General features: G+C 71.8%; 12 protein-coding genes. 5 read left to right on the top strand and 7 right to left on the bottom strand.

Annotation, left to right across the window (positions count from 1 at the left end; genetic code table 11):
- Nucleotides 1–23: 23 nt before the first annotated feature.
- Nucleotides 24–941: an ABC transporter ATP-binding protein gene (locus NMQ01_RS14105; protein WP_255184533.1), complete on the top strand. Its 918-nt coding sequence runs from the start codon at nucleotides 24–26 to the stop codon at nucleotides 939–941.
- The gene (locus NMQ01_RS14100) at nucleotides 938–2,164 is read left to right on the top strand and encodes an ABC transporter permease (RefSeq protein ID WP_255184532.1); all 1,227 of its coding nucleotides are present in this window, start codon (nucleotides 938–940) and stop codon (nucleotides 2,162–2,164) included. Before NMQ01_RS14105 ends, NMQ01_RS14100 begins: the two co-directional genes overlap by 4 nt.
- A gap of 456 nt (nucleotides 2,165–2,620) precedes the next feature.
- On the opposite strand, the gene NMQ01_RS14095 is transcribed toward NMQ01_RS14100, so the two are convergent.
- From NMQ01_RS14095 to NMQ01_RS14075, 5 genes are all read right to left on the bottom strand, one after another.
- Nucleotides 2,621–4,828 carry a cation-translocating P-type ATPase gene (locus NMQ01_RS14095; protein ID WP_255184531.1) on the bottom strand — a complete coding sequence of 736 codons (2,208 nt, stop codon included), beginning with the start codon at nucleotides 4,826–4,828 and terminating at the stop codon, nucleotides 2,621–2,623.
- 61 nt (nucleotides 4,829–4,889) lie between these two features.
- Nucleotides 4,890–5,171, bottom strand: a complete 282-nt coding sequence (locus NMQ01_RS14090) for a metal-sensitive transcriptional regulator (protein WP_072625692.1) — start codon at nucleotides 5,169–5,171, stop codon at nucleotides 4,890–4,892.
- Between the two features lie 67 nt (nucleotides 5,172–5,238).
- Nucleotides 5,239–6,489: a threonine ammonia-lyase IlvA gene (gene ilvA / locus NMQ01_RS14085; protein WP_255184530.1), complete on the bottom strand. Its 1,251-nt coding sequence runs from the start codon at nucleotides 6,487–6,489 to the stop codon at nucleotides 5,239–5,241.
- Between the two features lie 193 nt (nucleotides 6,490–6,682).
- A complete protein-coding gene (locus tag NMQ01_RS14080) occupies nucleotides 6,683–7,057 on the bottom strand; it encodes a DUF779 domain-containing protein (protein ID WP_255184529.1) in 375 nt (124 codons plus the stop codon).
- 29 nt (nucleotides 7,058–7,086) lie between these two features.
- A complete protein-coding gene (locus NMQ01_RS14075; protein WP_255184528.1) occupies nucleotides 7,087–8,610 on the bottom strand; it encodes an aldehyde dehydrogenase family protein in 1,524 nt (507 codons plus the stop codon).
- A 170-nt stretch (nucleotides 8,611–8,780) separates the two neighbouring features.
- On the opposite strand from NMQ01_RS14075, the gene NMQ01_RS14070 reads away from it, so the two are divergent.
- From NMQ01_RS14070 to NMQ01_RS14060, 3 genes are read left to right on the top strand one after another with little or no spacing between them, the layout of a single operon-like run.
- Complete coding sequence (locus NMQ01_RS14070) at nucleotides 8,781–10,022, top strand: iron-containing alcohol dehydrogenase (RefSeq protein ID WP_255184527.1); 1,242 nt, start codon at nucleotides 8,781–8,783, stop codon at nucleotides 10,020–10,022.
- Nucleotides 10,019–11,419, top strand: coding sequence for a sensor histidine kinase (locus NMQ01_RS14065; RefSeq protein ID WP_255184526.1), 1,401 nt, complete (start codon nucleotides 10,019–10,021; stop codon nucleotides 11,417–11,419). Before NMQ01_RS14070 ends, NMQ01_RS14065 begins: the two co-directional genes overlap by 4 nt.
- Nucleotides 11,416–12,084 carry a response regulator transcription factor gene (locus tag NMQ01_RS14060; RefSeq protein ID WP_255184525.1) on the top strand — a complete coding sequence of 223 codons (669 nt, stop codon included), beginning with the start codon at nucleotides 11,416–11,418 and terminating at the stop codon, nucleotides 12,082–12,084. Before NMQ01_RS14065 ends, NMQ01_RS14060 begins: the two co-directional genes overlap by 4 nt.
- 10 nt (nucleotides 12,085–12,094) lie before the next feature.
- On the opposite strand, the gene mftM is transcribed toward NMQ01_RS14060, so the two are convergent.
- Nucleotides 12,095–13,012, bottom strand: coding sequence for a mycofactocin oligosaccharide methyltransferase MftM (gene mftM, locus NMQ01_RS14055; protein ID WP_255184524.1), 918 nt, complete (start codon nucleotides 13,010–13,012; stop codon nucleotides 12,095–12,097).
- Nucleotides 13,009–14,538, bottom strand: a complete 1,530-nt coding sequence (locus NMQ01_RS14050; RefSeq protein ID WP_255184523.1) for a VWA domain-containing protein — start codon at nucleotides 14,536–14,538, stop codon at nucleotides 13,009–13,011. Before NMQ01_RS14050 ends, mftM begins: the two co-directional genes overlap by 4 nt.
- Nucleotide 14,539: the final 1 nt, after the last annotated feature.

The following is a 14,539-nucleotide window of genomic DNA, read 5'->3' as shown; positions in this document are numbered from 1 at the left end:
CCGTGCTCCCTAGCGTTGGGGGCATGGACAGGACACCGCAGACGATCACAGTGGAGGGGCTGACGCGACGGTTCGGTGACTTCACCGCCGTCGACCACGTCGACTTCACGGTGCCGCAGGGGCAGATGACCGGGTTCGTCGGGGGCAACGGCGCCGGCAAGACGACGACGATGCGCATGATCATGGGCGTCCTCACGATCTCCGAGGGGCGGGTCCTCTGGGGCGACCGGCCGATCACCGCCGCCGACCAGCGCACCATCGGCTACATGCCGGAGGAGCGCGGGCTCTACCCGAAGCAGAAGGTCGCCGACCAGCTGATCTACCTCGGCCAGCTGCGCGGCCTGAGCGCCCGGCGCTCGCGGGAGTCGGTCATGACCCTCCTCGAGCGCCTCGGCCTCGGCGAGCGCACCGACGACACCGTCGAGTCGCTCTCGCTCGGCAACCAGCAGCGGGTGCAGATCGCCGCCGCGCTGATGATCGAGCCGGCGGCGCTCATCCTCGACGAGCCCTTCTCCGGCCTCGACCCCGACGCCGTGGACTCGATGGCCGATCTGCTGCGCGAGCACACGGCGCGCGGGGTGCCCGTGCTCTTCTCCAGCCACCAGCTCGACCTCGTCGACCGGCTGTGCGACCAGCTCGTCATCCTCGCGAAGGGGACGGTGCGCGCCACCGGCACGCCCACCGAGCTGCGGGGTGGCGCCCCGCGCCGGCACAAGCTCGTCGCGGTGCGTGACGCCGGCTGGGTGCGTGACGTCGCCGGGGTCACCGCGCTCGACGTGGACGGCCCGACGGCCATCCTCGACCTCTCGGCCGACGCCGAGGCCGAGCGCCAGCGGGTGCTCGGCGAGGTCCTCGCCGAAGGGCTGCGCCGAGGGGGCGTCACGGAGCTGACGCCGATCGTGCCGCCGCTGTCCGAGGTCTACCGGGAGGTGACGGCATGAGCACCGTGACGACCTCCCCTTCGCCCACCTCGACGGGGTCGGGCACCGAGTCCACCTCGACCCGCAGCGCCTGGGCCCTCGTCGCCCAGCGTGAGCTGTCGGTGCGGCTGCGGGACAAGACCTTCATCGGGTCGACCCTGCTGTCGCTCGTCATCCTCGTCGCGGTCTTCGGATTCCAGGCGTGGAATGCCAACAAGGAGGTCACCTACGAGCTCGCCGTCACCACCCAGTCGCAGCAGATGGGGGAGTCGATCGTCGCGGCCGCTCCCGACATCGACGACAAGGTGACGATCACGCTCGTCGACGTCGACGACGCGCAGGCCGCCAGGGCCGCCGTCATGGACGAGTCCGCCGACGCCTGGCTGCACCCCGCCGACGACGGCTGGGAGCTCGTCGGTCGCTCGGAGGTCAGCGCTGGGCTGCGGGACATCGCCACCGAGACGGTGAGCAGCACCGTGCTCGCCGCCAATGCCGAGAAGGCCGGCACCGACGTCGCCACCCTCCAACAGGGGACCGCCGTCACGACCGACATCCTCGATGGTGACGCCGAGCAGCAGGGCATCGCCAAGGCGGTGGGCTTCGGCATGGCGATCCTCTTCTACATGTCCGCGGTGATCTTCGGGATGTACCTCGCCATGAGCGTCACCGAGGAGAAGCAGTCGCGCATCGTCGAGATCATCGCGACGTCGATCCCGCTGCGGCACCTGCTCTTCGGCAAGCTCATCGCGGCCGTCGTGCTCGCGGTGGCCCAGCTGCTGCTCTACGCGGCCGTGGCGGTCGTCGGGGTGAGCTTCACCGACTGGGGCGACATGCTGCCGAGCTTCACGAGCGGGCTGGCGTGGTTCGTCGTCTTCTTCATCGCGGGCTTCACGATGATCGCCGCGCTCTACGCGGTGGCCGGTGCGCTCGCCTCGCGTCAGGAGGACATCCAGTCGACGTCGATGCCCGTGACGATGCTGCTGATGTTCATGTTCTTCGGCGCGATGTTTGCCACCGGCCGCGTCGTCGAGGTCCTCGCGTGGATCCCGCCCTTCTCGGCGGTCCTGCAGCCGATGCGCCTGGTGTCGGGCGAGTCGCAGTGGTGGCAGGCCCTGATCAGCCTGGGGATCCTCGCGGTGGCCACCGCCGGCGTCATCCTCGTCGCCGAGCGCATCTACCGCCGCGCCCTGATGCAGACGGGCGGCAAGCTCACCTACAAGGAGGCGTGGAACGCCGAGCTGTGAGCACCCGCCGTCGGCGCCGCAGCGCGGCGCCGACGGCCCCGAACTCGATCGGCCGGGCACCCTGTCAGGGGTGGTGCCCGGCCGATCGTCTGCCCGCGGGCGGGCGGCGTTGCGCGGGACCCCGGGGGCGCGGGGGAGTGACGACGCCGTTGCTCCGTACTTTGGGCCGGGAGTGGTGGCCGGGTGACGGGGGGTGGGGAGCGCCGGAACGGGCTACGCCGTTGCTCCGTACTTTGGGCCGGGAGTGGTGGCCGGGTGACGGGGGGTTGGGGAGCCTCGGGACGGGCTACGCCGCTGCTCCGTACGGCGAGTCAGGGTTCGCGCGGCTCGTACTCCGGAGCAGCGGCGCATGGGCCCGACTGGGCCGCCAGTCCCGCACCTCGTGGGCTGGCTCGTACTTTGGAGCAGCGGCGTATGGGCCCGGCTGGTCCGCAGCCCGGCACCTCGTGCGCAGGCTCAGTCCGAGATCGAGCGGCGCAGGCGAAGGGAGTTGAGCACGACGAGGATCGAGCTCAGGGCCATGGCGGCGCCGGCGATCATCGGGTTGAGCAGCCCGGCCATCGCCAGCGGGATCGCCACGATGTTGTAGCCGAAGGCCCAGCCGAGGTTCTGCTTGATGGTCGCGAGCGTCTCTCGGGAGAGCTGCATGGCGCGGGGGACCGATTCGAGGTCGGCGTGCACGAGGACGATGTCGGCCGACTCCATCGCGACGTCGGTGCCGGTACCCATCGCCATGCCGAGGTCGGCCTTGACGATCGCGGCGGCGTCGTTGACCCCGTCGCCGACCATGGCCACGACCCGCCCCTGCTCCTGCAGGTCGGCGATGACGTCGTGCTTGTCCTGCGGCCGCACGTCCGCGACGACGTGCTCGGGCTCGATGCCGACCTGGGCCGCGATGGTCGTCGCGTTGTGCTCGTTGTCGCCGCTGAGCAGCCACACCTCGAGCCCCTCGGCCCGCAGCGCGCGGATCGCTTCGCCAGAGGTCTCGCGGATCTCGTCGGCCACCGTCAGCGCTCCGCGGGCGATGCCGTCCCAGCCGACGAAGACCGTCGTGCCGGGACGTTCGAGGGTCGCGAGCTCGGCCGGCACCTCGTCGAAGAGGTCGGCGCGCCCGACGGTGACCCGCGTGTTCTTGATCGTCGCCACGGCGCCCGACCCGGGCAGCGCCTCGAAGTCACGGATCGCCGGGATCTTGATGCCCTTGTCCTGGGCCCGACGCACGATGGCCCGGGCGATCGGGTGCTCGCTGCCCGTCTCGACGGCCGCGGCAGCGGTCAGCACGGCCGCCGGGTGCAGCCCCGGCGCGGCGGCGAGGTCGGTGACTTGGGCGACGCCGGTCGTGATCGTGCCGGTCTTGTCGAGCACGAGAGTGTCGACGCTGCGCGTGTCCTCGAGCACCTGGGCGCCCTTGATGAGCACCCCGCGCTGCGCGCCGCGGCTCGTGCCGACGAGCAGTGCCATTGGCGTCGCGAGGCCGAGCGCGCAGGGGCAGGCGATGATCAGGACCGAGACGGCGACACCGAGGGCGGTGGTCGCCGAGCCCGAGCCGACCCACCACCCGACGAAGGTGAGCAGCGCGAGCCCGAGGACGACCGGCACGAAGACCGCGGAGACCCGGTCGGCCAGCCGCTGGACGTCGGCCTTGCCCGTCTGGGCCTGCTCGACCAGCCGCACGATCTGCGCATAGGTCGTGTCCGCCCCGACAGCGGTCGCCTCGACGACGAGCCGCCCGGAGGTGTTGACCGTGCCGGCGTCGACGTGGTCGCCGGAGCGTACGTCGACCGGCACCGACTCGCCGGTGACGAGTGAGGTGTCGATGGAGCTCGACCCGTCGATGACGCGACCGTCGGTGGCGACCTTCTCACCCGGGCGCACGATGAAGTGGTCGCCCACCTGCAGCTCGTCGAGGGGCAGGATCACCTCGGTCGTCGCCCGGCTGCGGGAGTCGATCCGCTGGACGGCGACCCCCTTCGACCCGAGGTCCATGAGCTCGGTGAGGGCGGAGCGCCCCTCGTCGCGGCTGCGGGCCTCCAGCCAGCGCCCGATGAGCAGGAAGGCGGTGATGACCGCCGCGGTCTCGAAGTAGTAGTGCCCGTCGGCCCCGGCGCCCGTGAGGAGGGTGACCGTCGACCACAGGTAGGCGGCGCTCACGCCGAGGCTGACGAGGGTGTCCATCGTCGAGGCGAGCTGGCGCGCGTTGAGGTATGCGGCCTTGTGGAAGGGCCATGCCGCCCACGCGACGACCGGCGTGGCGAGCAGCCACTGGATCCACGGGTTGGCGGCGAAGTCCCAGGGACCCATCGCGAGCACGAGGACGACGAGGGCCAGTCCGCCGGCGACCACCGCGCGCCGCTTGAGGTCGTCGCGTTCGACCGGGGTGTGCGTCGGGGGAGTGAGGCGCGACTCGCGCTCGAGGACCGAGGCGCCGTAGCCGGAGGCCTCGACGGTCTTGATGAGCTCGTCCACCGGGACGTCGGCCGGGTGGGTCACGTTCGCCCGCTCGGTGGCGAGGTTGACCGTGGCCGTGACGCCGTCGATCTTGCCGAGGTTGCGCTCGATGCGGGCGCTGCACGACGCGCAGGTCATGCCGGTGATCGCCAGGTCGACGCTGCGGTCGGACGCCTCGGGCTCGGCGACGGGGTCGGACGCGGTGGTGGTGCTCATGCGGCTCATTGTCCCGGGTCGGGTCTGGAGGGTCAGGGAGGCGAAGGGGGCGCGTCGCCGCTCAGGAGCGGACGAGGCGGGCGATGGCGGCGCTGGCCTCGGCCACCTTCTCGGCTGCGGCCTCGTCGGACTCCTTCGCGGCGTCGACGACGCAGTGCCCGACGTGGTCCTCGAGCAGGCCCAGGCTCACGGCCTGCAGCGCCTTGGTTGCCGCCGACACCTGGGTGAGGATGTCGATGCAGTAGGTGTCCTCCTCGACCATCCGCGAGATGCCGCGGATCTGCCCCTCGACGCGGCGCAGCCGCTTGAGGTAGTCGTCCTTGCTGCCGCTGTAGCCGGCCATGTGATCCTCCTGGGGGTCGTGCACTGGCCAACAGGATACCCCCCGGGGGGTATTCCGCCGAAGGCCCTCAGCCGATGAAGCGGAAGAGCGGGCTGCCCGGGTCGACCCGCTCGATCGTGAGTGGCGAGGTCTCCATGCGGGCGAGCAGCGGCAGCAGGTCGCGGGGGTGGCCGAGCTCGAGGCCGACGAGCGCTGGCCCGGTCTCCCGGTTGCTCCGCTTGACGTACTCGAAGTAGGCGATGTCGTCGTCCGGCCCGAGCACCTCGTCGAGGAAGCGCCGCAGCGCGCCCGGCTCCTGCGGGAAGTCGACGAGGAAGTAGTGCTTGCGGCCCTCGTGGATGAGCGCCCGCTCGACGATCTCGGCGTAGCGCGAGACGTCGTTGTTGCCGCCCGAGACGACGGCGACGACGGTCGACCCGGGCGTGATGTCGAGGTCGGCGAGGACCGTGGTCGCCATGGCACCGGCGGGCTCGGCGATGATCCCGTCGGTCTGGTACATCGCGAGCATCTCGACGCAGATCGCGCCCTCGGCGACGGACGTCAGCTCGGTGCCGGTGGCGTCGACCGCCGCGTGGGTCAGGTCGCCGACCCGCCGCACCGCCGCCCCGTCGACGAAGGGGGAGACCGTCTCGAGGTCGACCGGAGCCCCGGCGGCCAGGGCGGCGGCCATCGAGGCGGCGTCCTCGGGCTCGACCCCGACGAGCCGCGTGCTCGAGGAGTGGGCCGCCATCCACGTCGCCATCCCGCCGAGCAGCCCGCCCCCGCCGACGGGCACGGTGACGAGGTCGGGGGTGCGGCCGAGCTGGCGGGCGATCTCGACGGCGACCGTGCCCTGACCGGCCATGGTGTCGAGGGCGTCGAAGGCCGGCACGACGACAGCACCGGACTCCGCAGCGTCTGCCGCGGCTGCGCGTGCTGCGTCGTCGTAGACCTCACCGGTGACGATGACGTCGACCATGTCGCCGCCGAGGGTTGCGACGCGGTCGCGCTTCTGCCGAGGAGTGTTGCGCGGCAGGTAGATCCGCGCCTTGACGCCGAGGCGCTGGCCGGCGAAGGCGACCCCCTGGGCGTGGTTGCCCGCGGAGGCGGCGACGACTCCCTTCGCGCGCTGCTCCTCGCTGAGGTGGGCGATGAGGGTGAAGGCGCCTCGCAACTTGTAGGACCGCACCGGCTGCAGGTCCTCGCGCTTGAGCCAGACGTCGGCGCCGGTCGCGGCCGACAGGCGCTCGCTGCGGTGCAGCGGGGTCGGCGGCAGGACATCGGCGAGCAGGGCTGCCGCCTCGTCGACGGCGGCAGCGGTGAGAAGCGGGGCGGTCACCTGCCCACCGTAGTCGCGCCCGGTCGCCCCGGCCCGGCCCGTCTCACCCGCCCCGTCCACACCGGTGGTCGAGGTGTGAGGAGCTCTGCGACGAGCCTCGAGACCTGGTGCGCGGTCTCGAGGGCCTCGCTGGCGCTCGGCCACCTCGACCCACGGTGGCTGAGGTGCGAGCGCCAGCGAGCCGCGAAGCCCGCTACAGCAGGTCGAACTCCCGCAGCTCGTCCTCGGTCATCAGGCGCGACCGGATGAGGAAGCGCACGCCCTCGGGTGCCTCGACCGAGAAGCCGGAACCGCGCCCCGGGACGACGTCGACCGTGAGGTGGGTGTGCTTCCAGTACTCGTACTGCGACACGCTCATCCAGAACTCGATCGGGGTGAAGCCCTCGCCGGTGAGCGTGCCGAGGTTGATGTCGGCCTCGCTGGTCAGGAAGTCCCCCGCCGGGTAGCACATCGGCGACGACCCGTCGCAGCAGCCGCCGCTCTGGTGAAACATCAGCGGGCCGTGGCGCTGCTCGAGCTTCGCGAGCAGCGCTCCTGCCTCGTCGGTGAGGTCGACGCGTGCACCCATGGCGGGGGACTCCCTTCGGTCCGGCTCGATCAGAAGAAGCCGAGCTTGTTCTGGTCGTAGCTGACGAGCAGGTTCTTCGTCTGCTGGTAGTGCTCGAGCATCATCTTGTGGTTCTCGCGCCCGATGCCCGACTGCTTGTAGCCACCGAAGGCCGCGTGGGCCGGGTACTGGTGGTAGCAGTTGGTCCACACGCGACCGGCCTGGATCCCGCGCCCCATGGCGAAGGTCGTGTGTGCGCTGCGCGACCAGACGCCGGCGCCGAGGCCGTAGAGGGTGTCGTTGGCGATCTGCAGCGCCTCGGCCTCGTCGGCGAAGGAGGTCAGCGAGACGACCGGTCCGAAGATCTCCTCCTGGAAGATCCGCATCGAGTTCTTGCCCTCGAAGACCGTCGGCGCGATGTAGTAGCCGCCGGACAGGTCGCCGCCGAGGTCGACCGACTCGCCACCGGTGAGCACCTTGGCGCCCTCCTCGCGGCCGATCGCCAGGTAGCTCTTGATCTTCTCGAACTGGTCGTTGCTCGCCTGGGCGCCCATCGTCGTCTCGGTGTCGAGCGGGTTGCCCTGCGTGATCGCCTCGACGCGCTTGACGGCGTCGCCGACGAACTGCTCGTACATGCCCTGCTGCACGAGCGCGCGGGAGGGGCAGGTGCAGATCTCGCCCTGGTTGAGGGCGAACATCGTGAAGCCCTCGAGCGCCTTGTCGTAGAAGGCGTCCTGCTCGGCCGCGACGTCGTCGAAGAAGACGTTGGGCGACTTGCCGCCGAGCTCGAGGGTGACGGGGATGATGTTCTGGCTGGCGTACTGCATGATCAGCCGGCCGGTGGTCGTCTCGCCGGTGAAGGCGATCTTGGCGATGCGGGGACTGGAGGCGAGCGGCTTGCCGGCCTCGACGCCGAAGCCGTTGACGACGTTGAGCACGCCCGGGGGCAGCAGGTCGGCGATGAGCTCGACGACCTTGAGGATCGACCACGGGGTCTGCTCGGCCGGCTTGAGGACGATGCAGTTGCCGGCGGCCAGCGCCGGGGCGATCTTCCACACGCCCATGAGGATCGGGAAGTTCCACGGGATGATCTGACCGACGACGCCGAGAGGCTCGTGGAAGTGGTACGCCATCGTGTTGTGGTCGATCTCCGAGATGCTGCCTTCCTGGGCACGGATCGCGCCGGCGAAGTAGCGGAAGTGGTCGACCGCGAGCGGGATGTCGGCGGCGAGCGTCTCGCGCACGGCCTTGCCGTTGTCCCAGGTCTCGATGACCGCGATGTCCTCGAGGTTGGCCTCGATGGTGTCGGCGATCTTGAGCAGGATGTTGGAGCGGTCGGTGGTCGAGGTGCGGCCCCACGCGTCCTTGGCGGCGTGCGCGGCGTCCAGCGCCTTGTCGATGTCCTCGGCGGTGCTACGGGCGACCCGGGTGAAGACCTGACCGGTCACCGGGGTGATGTTGTCGAAGTACTCGCCGTTCACCGGGGCGACCCACTCGCCACCGATGAAGTTGTCGTACTGCTCCTTGACCTCGATGGTCGAGTCCGAGCTGCCGGGCGGGCTGTAGACGGCCATGTCTGCCTCCTGGGGTCAATCGACGACGCACCGTTGCGAAGTCGTCCTGGGCCGACCGTAGGACGGGGGAGGTTGGTCGAAGGTTGGTCGCGTGCGCACCCACCTACCCGATCGGGTAGGTCTGCTCCGTCGACCTACCGTGCACCCCGACGTGGGGCTACGGTGACCGGATGAGACCGGGAGGGATCACGTCGACGACGACGAGCCGACACCGACACGCGGACCCGGAGTCCGCGTCCGAGGTGACCGGTCCGTCCGACGGCCCCTTCCTCCTGAAGTTCCACGCCCCGGAGATCCTCTTCGGCCCCGGCTCGCTCGACGAATCCGGCCGTGCCGCAGCGCGATTGGGCGCGCAGCGTCCATTCGTCGTCTCGGACCCGGGCATCGTCGAGGCGGGCTGGGTCGACGAGCTCGTCCTGCTCCTCCGGGCCGAGGGTCTCCAGCCGACGGTGTGGACCTCGGTGACTCCCAACCCCAAGGACCACGAGATCGCCGCCGCCTACGAGCGCTACCTCGAGGTGGGTGGTGACGTCATCGTCGCCATCGGAGGGGGTTCCTGTGCCGACGCGGCGAAGGGGGTCGCGGTCCTTGCGGGCAACGGCGGCGACATCCGCGACTATGCGGGTATCGACAAGGTCGACGCGCCGATCCCGCCGGTGCTCATCATCCCGAGCACCTCGGGCACGGGCGCCGACGTCTCGCAGTTCTGCATCGTCACCGACACCGACCGCCGGGTGAAGCTGACGATCATGGGCCGCGCCCTCGTCCCGGACATCTCGATCACCGACCCGCGGCTGCTCACGACGATGCCCGAGGACCTCAACGCCGCGACCGGTCTCGACGCGCTGACCCATGCCGTCGAGTCGTACGTCTCCCGGGCGCACAACCCGATCGCCGACGGTCAGGCGCTGAGCGCCGTGGGGCTCGTCTGCGGCCACCTGCGCGAGACGATGGACCACCCCCTCGACCTCGGGGCACGGGGCAAGATGGCGCAGGCGAGCCTGCAGGCCGGCATGGCCTTCACCAACGCGATCCTCGGCGCGACGCACGCGATGAGCCACCAGGTCGGCGGCCTCCTCGACGCACCCCACGGGGTGATCAACGGCGTGCTGCTGCCGCACGTCATCCGCTACAACGCCCGTGCGGCGCCCGACCGCTTCGTCGGGCTGGCGCGCTCGGCCGGGCTGACCGTCGGCGACGTGCCGGGCGACGAGGCCGCCGAGCTGCTCGCCGACCACGTGCGCCGGCTGGCCGACGACGTCGGCGTCCCGCGGGGCCTGCGCGACCTCGGCGTGCGGGAGGAGGACCTCGACTCCCTCTCGGCGACCACCCTGGAGGACGCCTGCCTGACGACCAACCCGCGGGCGGCCGACCAGGACGACATCCGGGCGCTCTTCCGGGGCGCGCTGTGAGCACCCCGCGGTCGGCCCCCGACCTCGAGGCGCTCACCGGTGTCCGCTCGGGCAAGGGGTCCTACTACCGCGCCTACGTCCGCTCCGACGAGCGCACCCAGCGGGCCGTGCGGGCGATGGACTCGATCTCCCGGGCGCTCGTGCGCACCCACGAGGGTCCGCGAGGACTCCTCGAAGAGGTCGTGCGCGCGGCGGCGTCCCACCTCGAGGCGCAGTGGATGATCCTCGCGATCGCCGACGGCCGGCTCATCGGGGCCCGGCCCCGCGTCCTCGCCCTGGCGAAGGGGGAGACCACCCCCGTCGACGACGAGGAGCAGCTGCCGCCGATGGTGCGCCGCGAGCTGGGCGCGATCCGTGCGGGTCTCGCGGTGCGCACGGCCGACGAGGGGCCGTGGGTGCGGGTGCCGGTCGTGCTCGCCGGGATCCCCGTCGGCGCGCTCGCCGGGCTGCACGGCCTGGCCGCGGACCCCGAGCCCGGCGACCTCGCGGTGCTGCGGATCCTCGCCAACCAGGCCGCCGTCTCGCTGCACACGTCGGAGCAGTATCTCGAGGGCCAGCGCCAGCACCGCCGGGCGCAGAGCCTCTACGACGAGGTGCAGGCGCAGGCCCGCGACCTCGACCAGCGCACCCACGAGCTGCACCGCCTCGAAAAGAGGCTCGAGTTGGCCCGGCAGCGCGAGCTCATCGACACCGAGCGCGGCCGGATCGCCCGCGAGCTGCACGACTCGGTGACGCAGTACGTCCTCTCGGCCGGCATGGCGGTCGAGATCGCGCGGGGCGAGGTCGAGGCACGGTCGGGGACCGCCGACCCGATGCACGAGCAGCTCGTCATCGCCAAGGACCTCACCCAGCAGGCCGTGAGCCAGCTGCGCCGGGCGATCTACGCGCTGAGCCGCTCCCAGGGCGAGACCCTCGCCTCGCTGCCCGACCTCGTCCGCGAGGTCGCCGAGCACCACCGCAGCCACCTGCAGGTCAAGGTCCGCGTCGCGGGCGAGGCCGTGCCGCTGGGCGTCGACGCCGAGCACGACATCGCCCGGGCGGTCGGCGAGGCGATGTTCAACGTCGCGCTCCACGCGCAGGCGACGCGGGCGGTGGTGCGCCTGCACTACCGGCCCGACGAGGTCGTCGCGTCGGTGGCCGACGACGGCTGCGGCGACCCGGTCGTGCTCGGGCGGCTGCTGCGCGTCGAGCGTCGCAGCACCGACGGCAGCCACCGCGGCCTGGCCAACATCGAGGCGCGGGTGGCCGACCTCGGCGGGCGGGTGCGGTTCCGCCGCGCCCGCATCGGGGGAGTGCGGGTCGAGATCCGGGTGCCCGTCCCGTCGGACGGCGAGCGGCACAGCCTCATCGAGCAGCTCGCGCAGGGTGACCGGACCGGTGAGAGGGGACGAGCATGACGACAGCGACGAGCACCACCGACGAGGACGAGATCCGGCTGCTCCTCGTCGACGACCACGCCATCGTGCGCCAGGGCCTGCGCTCGGTGCTCCAGCGCGAGGAGGGCATCCGGGTCGTCGGCGAGGCCGAGGACGCGCCCCGGGCCAAGGAGCTCGTGGCCGAGCTCTCCCCGCAGATGGTCTGCCTCGACCTCAAGCTCTCGACCTCCTCCGACAGCGAGGGCATCGCCCTGTGCGAGGAGCTCACGACGCTCCACCCCGACATCGCGGTGCTCGTGCTGACGACCTTCCTCGACGAGCGGCTCGTGCTACGGGCGATCCGGGCCGGCGCGCGGGGCTACGTCGTCAAGGACGTCGACACCTCGGGCCTCGTCCGGGCGATCCGTGACGTGAGCCGCGGGGGCAGCGCCTTCGATGCCCGGTCGGCGGCCGCGATGGTCCGCGGGCTGCACGGGGCGGAGGAGGAGCAGCCCAAGGAGCTGACGAGCCGCGAGCTCGAGGTCCTGCGGCTGCTCGCGTCGGGCCTGTCCAACAGCAAGATCGGCGCCGAGCTCTTCATCTCCGAGACGACCGCGAAGTTCCACGTCGGCAACATCCTGCGCAAGCTCGGCGTCTCGCGCCGGGCCGAGGCCGTGTACGCGGCCTCCAAGGCCGGCCTGCTCTGATCCCCTTCGCTCAGGCGAGGTCGAGCACGAGCCAGCCCCCGTGGTGCTCCTCGACGGCGAAGGGGAGGCCGGTGCGCAGGCCGTAGGCGGCCAGGTCCTCGCGGGTGAGGGTGCGCACGTGACCCCACAGCTCCTCGGGCTCGTCCTCGTAGGGAACGGCGATGACGACGCGGCGGCGGGCAAGGCGGACCGCCTCGGTGACGACCCGCCAGCCGTGCTGCGGCTCGAGGTGCTCGAGCAGGTGGAGCGCGACGACGGTGTCGGCGCACCCGTCGGGCAGCGGCACGTGGGCGGCGTCCGCGGTGAGCGCCTCCACCGGCGTGCCGAGTTGCGCCGAGACCTGCTCGAGCAGGCGGATCGACCCTGCGGAGACGTCGATGGCCGTCACCTCGCGGGTCCCGGCCTGGCGCAGGGAGAAGAAGCCGAAGCACGAGCCCAGCTCGACGACCGAGTCGCCGACGAGCACCTCCTCGGCGCGCGCGTAGACGGGGGCGTATCCGGCGACCGCGCCGTGCATCCCCGCGGAGGGCGAGTCGGCGAGGTCGGTCGCGGCCTCGATCGTGCGCAGGCTCGTGCGGTAGAAGTGCTCCCACGCGCTCAGCGGGTCGTCGGCAGACGTCAGGACGATGCCCGTCATGATCCGCTCGAAGGCGTCGGCGCCGCGCAGCCACCCGGGGCCGAAGATCTCCCGGGAGAGCAGCTCCGCGAGACCGGCGTGCACCTCCTCGAGGGGGACGCGGTGCGCGATGGCGACCCGGCCCCCTTCGTGGCTGATGTCGAAGTGCTCGGTCCGCACGGTCCGCAGGGTGCGCCGCGGCAGCTCGCCGTCGGTGCGCACGACCCGGACGAGGTCGTCGACGTAGGCGGGCCGCCCGGGGGCGAGCGGGTCGATGGGCCGCGGCTCGGCGCTCGCGACGACGGGGATCACGTCCCCGCCCCCACGGTCGCGGCGGACACGCGCTCGAGCCCGCCGAGGCTGCGCACCACCTGCACGCGGTCGCACGACTCGGCGTAGAGGGGCAGGTCGCAGCTGCCGAGGCCCCACGAGTAGCGCGGCTCGGGCGTGAGCCAGATGACCGAGCGCACCCGCCGGGCGATCTCCTCGAAGACCTCGATCCGCGGGTCGTTGCCGTTGTTGCGCCCGTCGCCGAGGACGATGACCGTCGTGCGCCGGTTGAGCGCGCCGCCGTACTGCTCGAGGAAGGCCTCGAAGGCGGACCCGAAGTCGGAGTCGGCGTCGACGTCGAGCACCCCACCCGCGGGCAGGCCGGACATGACGAGCGACAGCGCCTCCTCGACGGGGTGGTCGGCGAAGAGGTCGGTGATCTCGACGCAGTCCTGGACGAAGGCGAAGGAGCGCACCTTGGCCGCGACGGACTGCAGCGAGTGGACGAGGTGGAGCATGAAGCGCGAGGTCTGCCGCACCGACAGCGAGACGTCGCACAGCACGAGCAGCCGCGGCCGGTCCTCGACCTTGCTCACCGTGACGGGGCGGAAGGGCACGCCGTCGTAGCGCATGTTGCGGCGCATCGTCAGCCGGCCGTCGATCGTCCCGCGGGCCGCGGTGTGCCGCCGGGGGCGGGGCGCGCCGTGCAGCGAGCGCAGCAGCCGGCGGATCGAGTCCTCGAGCGCGGCCCGGTCGGCCTCGTCGACGGTCTCGGCCTGGGCCGCCTCGATCTCGCGCATCTCCAGCTCGGCCTCGCGGGCCATGAGCTCCTCGAGGAACCCCTTGAGCCGCTCGGGCAGCGCGTCGAGGAAGGGCTGCAGCGCCTCGCGCAGCGCCGCCATCTCCGGTCCCTCGTCCTCGTCGCCCTCGGGCAGGTCGGAGGACTCGTCGAGCCACGCGAGCAGGGCCATCTCCTGCGCGACGCTCAGCTCGGCGTCGACCTGCATGCCCGGCCGGCGGGCGAGATCGCCGGGCGCCCCCGGGTTGTGCAGCCGCGAGGTGCTGATCTGCACGCGCGCGGCCTCGTCGGGGCCGGCCTGGGTCCCGTCGGACAGGACGATCTCGTCGGTGAGGTTGGCCATGTCGAGGCGGTTGGCCTCCTGGTGCAGGTTGTACTGCTGCGCCATGTCCTCGGGCCGGAAGAAGTCGTGCAGGTCGACCGGCTTGCCGTGCGAGTGACCGTCCTGAGGCATGTCGCCCGGCTCCTCCGACAGGGAGAACTCGGTGAGCTCGCCGTCGTCGGAGAGGTCGTCGTGGCTGTGCCCGTGCTCGGGGTCCTGGGTGAGCACCGGCCGCAGCGAGAAGAAGCGGTCGAAGGTCTCGTCGAAGACCGGCATGTCCCGGCGGTCCTTGATGAGGCTGACCGCGAGGGCGGCCCGGAGGACCTCGCGGTCCTCCAGGACGCCCGGCTGCGCGGCGGCTTTCAGCCCGTCGATGGCCTCGGCGACGCTCGCCGGGACACCGCGCAGCCGCAGGATCCGCACGAAGCGGTGGAGGGTGGTCTCCATC

It is taken from the genome of Janibacter sp. CX7, assembly GCF_024362365.1.
GTDB lineage: Bacteria > Actinomycetota > Actinomycetes > Actinomycetales > Dermatophilaceae > Janibacter.
Note: the sequence above shows the minus strand (reverse complement) of the source record. Positions and strands in the feature narration are given on the sequence as shown.

Bases quoted from the DNA above. Each gene is read 5' to 3' on its own strand.
- NMQ01_RS14105 (WP_255184533.1), top strand. From the start codon at position 24: ATGGACAGGACACCGCAGACGATCACAGTGGAGGGGCTGACGCGACGG.
- NMQ01_RS14100 (WP_255184532.1), top strand. From the start codon at position 938: ATGAGCACCGTGACGACCTCCCCTTCGCCCACCTCGACGGGGTCGGGC.
- NMQ01_RS14095 (WP_255184531.1), bottom strand. From the start codon at position 4,828: ATGAGCACCACCACCGCGTCCGACCCCGTCGCCGAGCCCGAGGCGTCC.
- NMQ01_RS14090 (WP_072625692.1), bottom strand. From the start codon at position 5,171: ATGGCCGGCTACAGCGGCAGCAAGGACGACTACCTCAAGCGGCTGCGC.
- NMQ01_RS14080 (WP_255184529.1), bottom strand. From the start codon at position 7,057: ATGGGTGCACGCGTCGACCTCACCGACGAGGCAGGAGCGCTGCTCGCG.
- NMQ01_RS14075 (WP_255184528.1), bottom strand. From the start codon at position 8,610: ATGGCCGTCTACAGCCCGCCCGGCAGCTCGGACTCGACCATCGAGGTC.
- NMQ01_RS14070 (WP_255184527.1), top strand. From the start codon at position 8,781: ATGAGACCGGGAGGGATCACGTCGACGACGACGAGCCGACACCGACAC.
- NMQ01_RS14060 (WP_255184525.1), top strand. From the start codon at position 11,416: ATGACGACAGCGACGAGCACCACCGACGAGGACGAGATCCGGCTGCTC.
- NMQ01_RS14050 (WP_255184523.1), bottom strand. From the start codon at position 14,538: ATGGAGACCACCCTCCACCGCTTCGTGCGGATCCTGCGGCTGCGCGGT.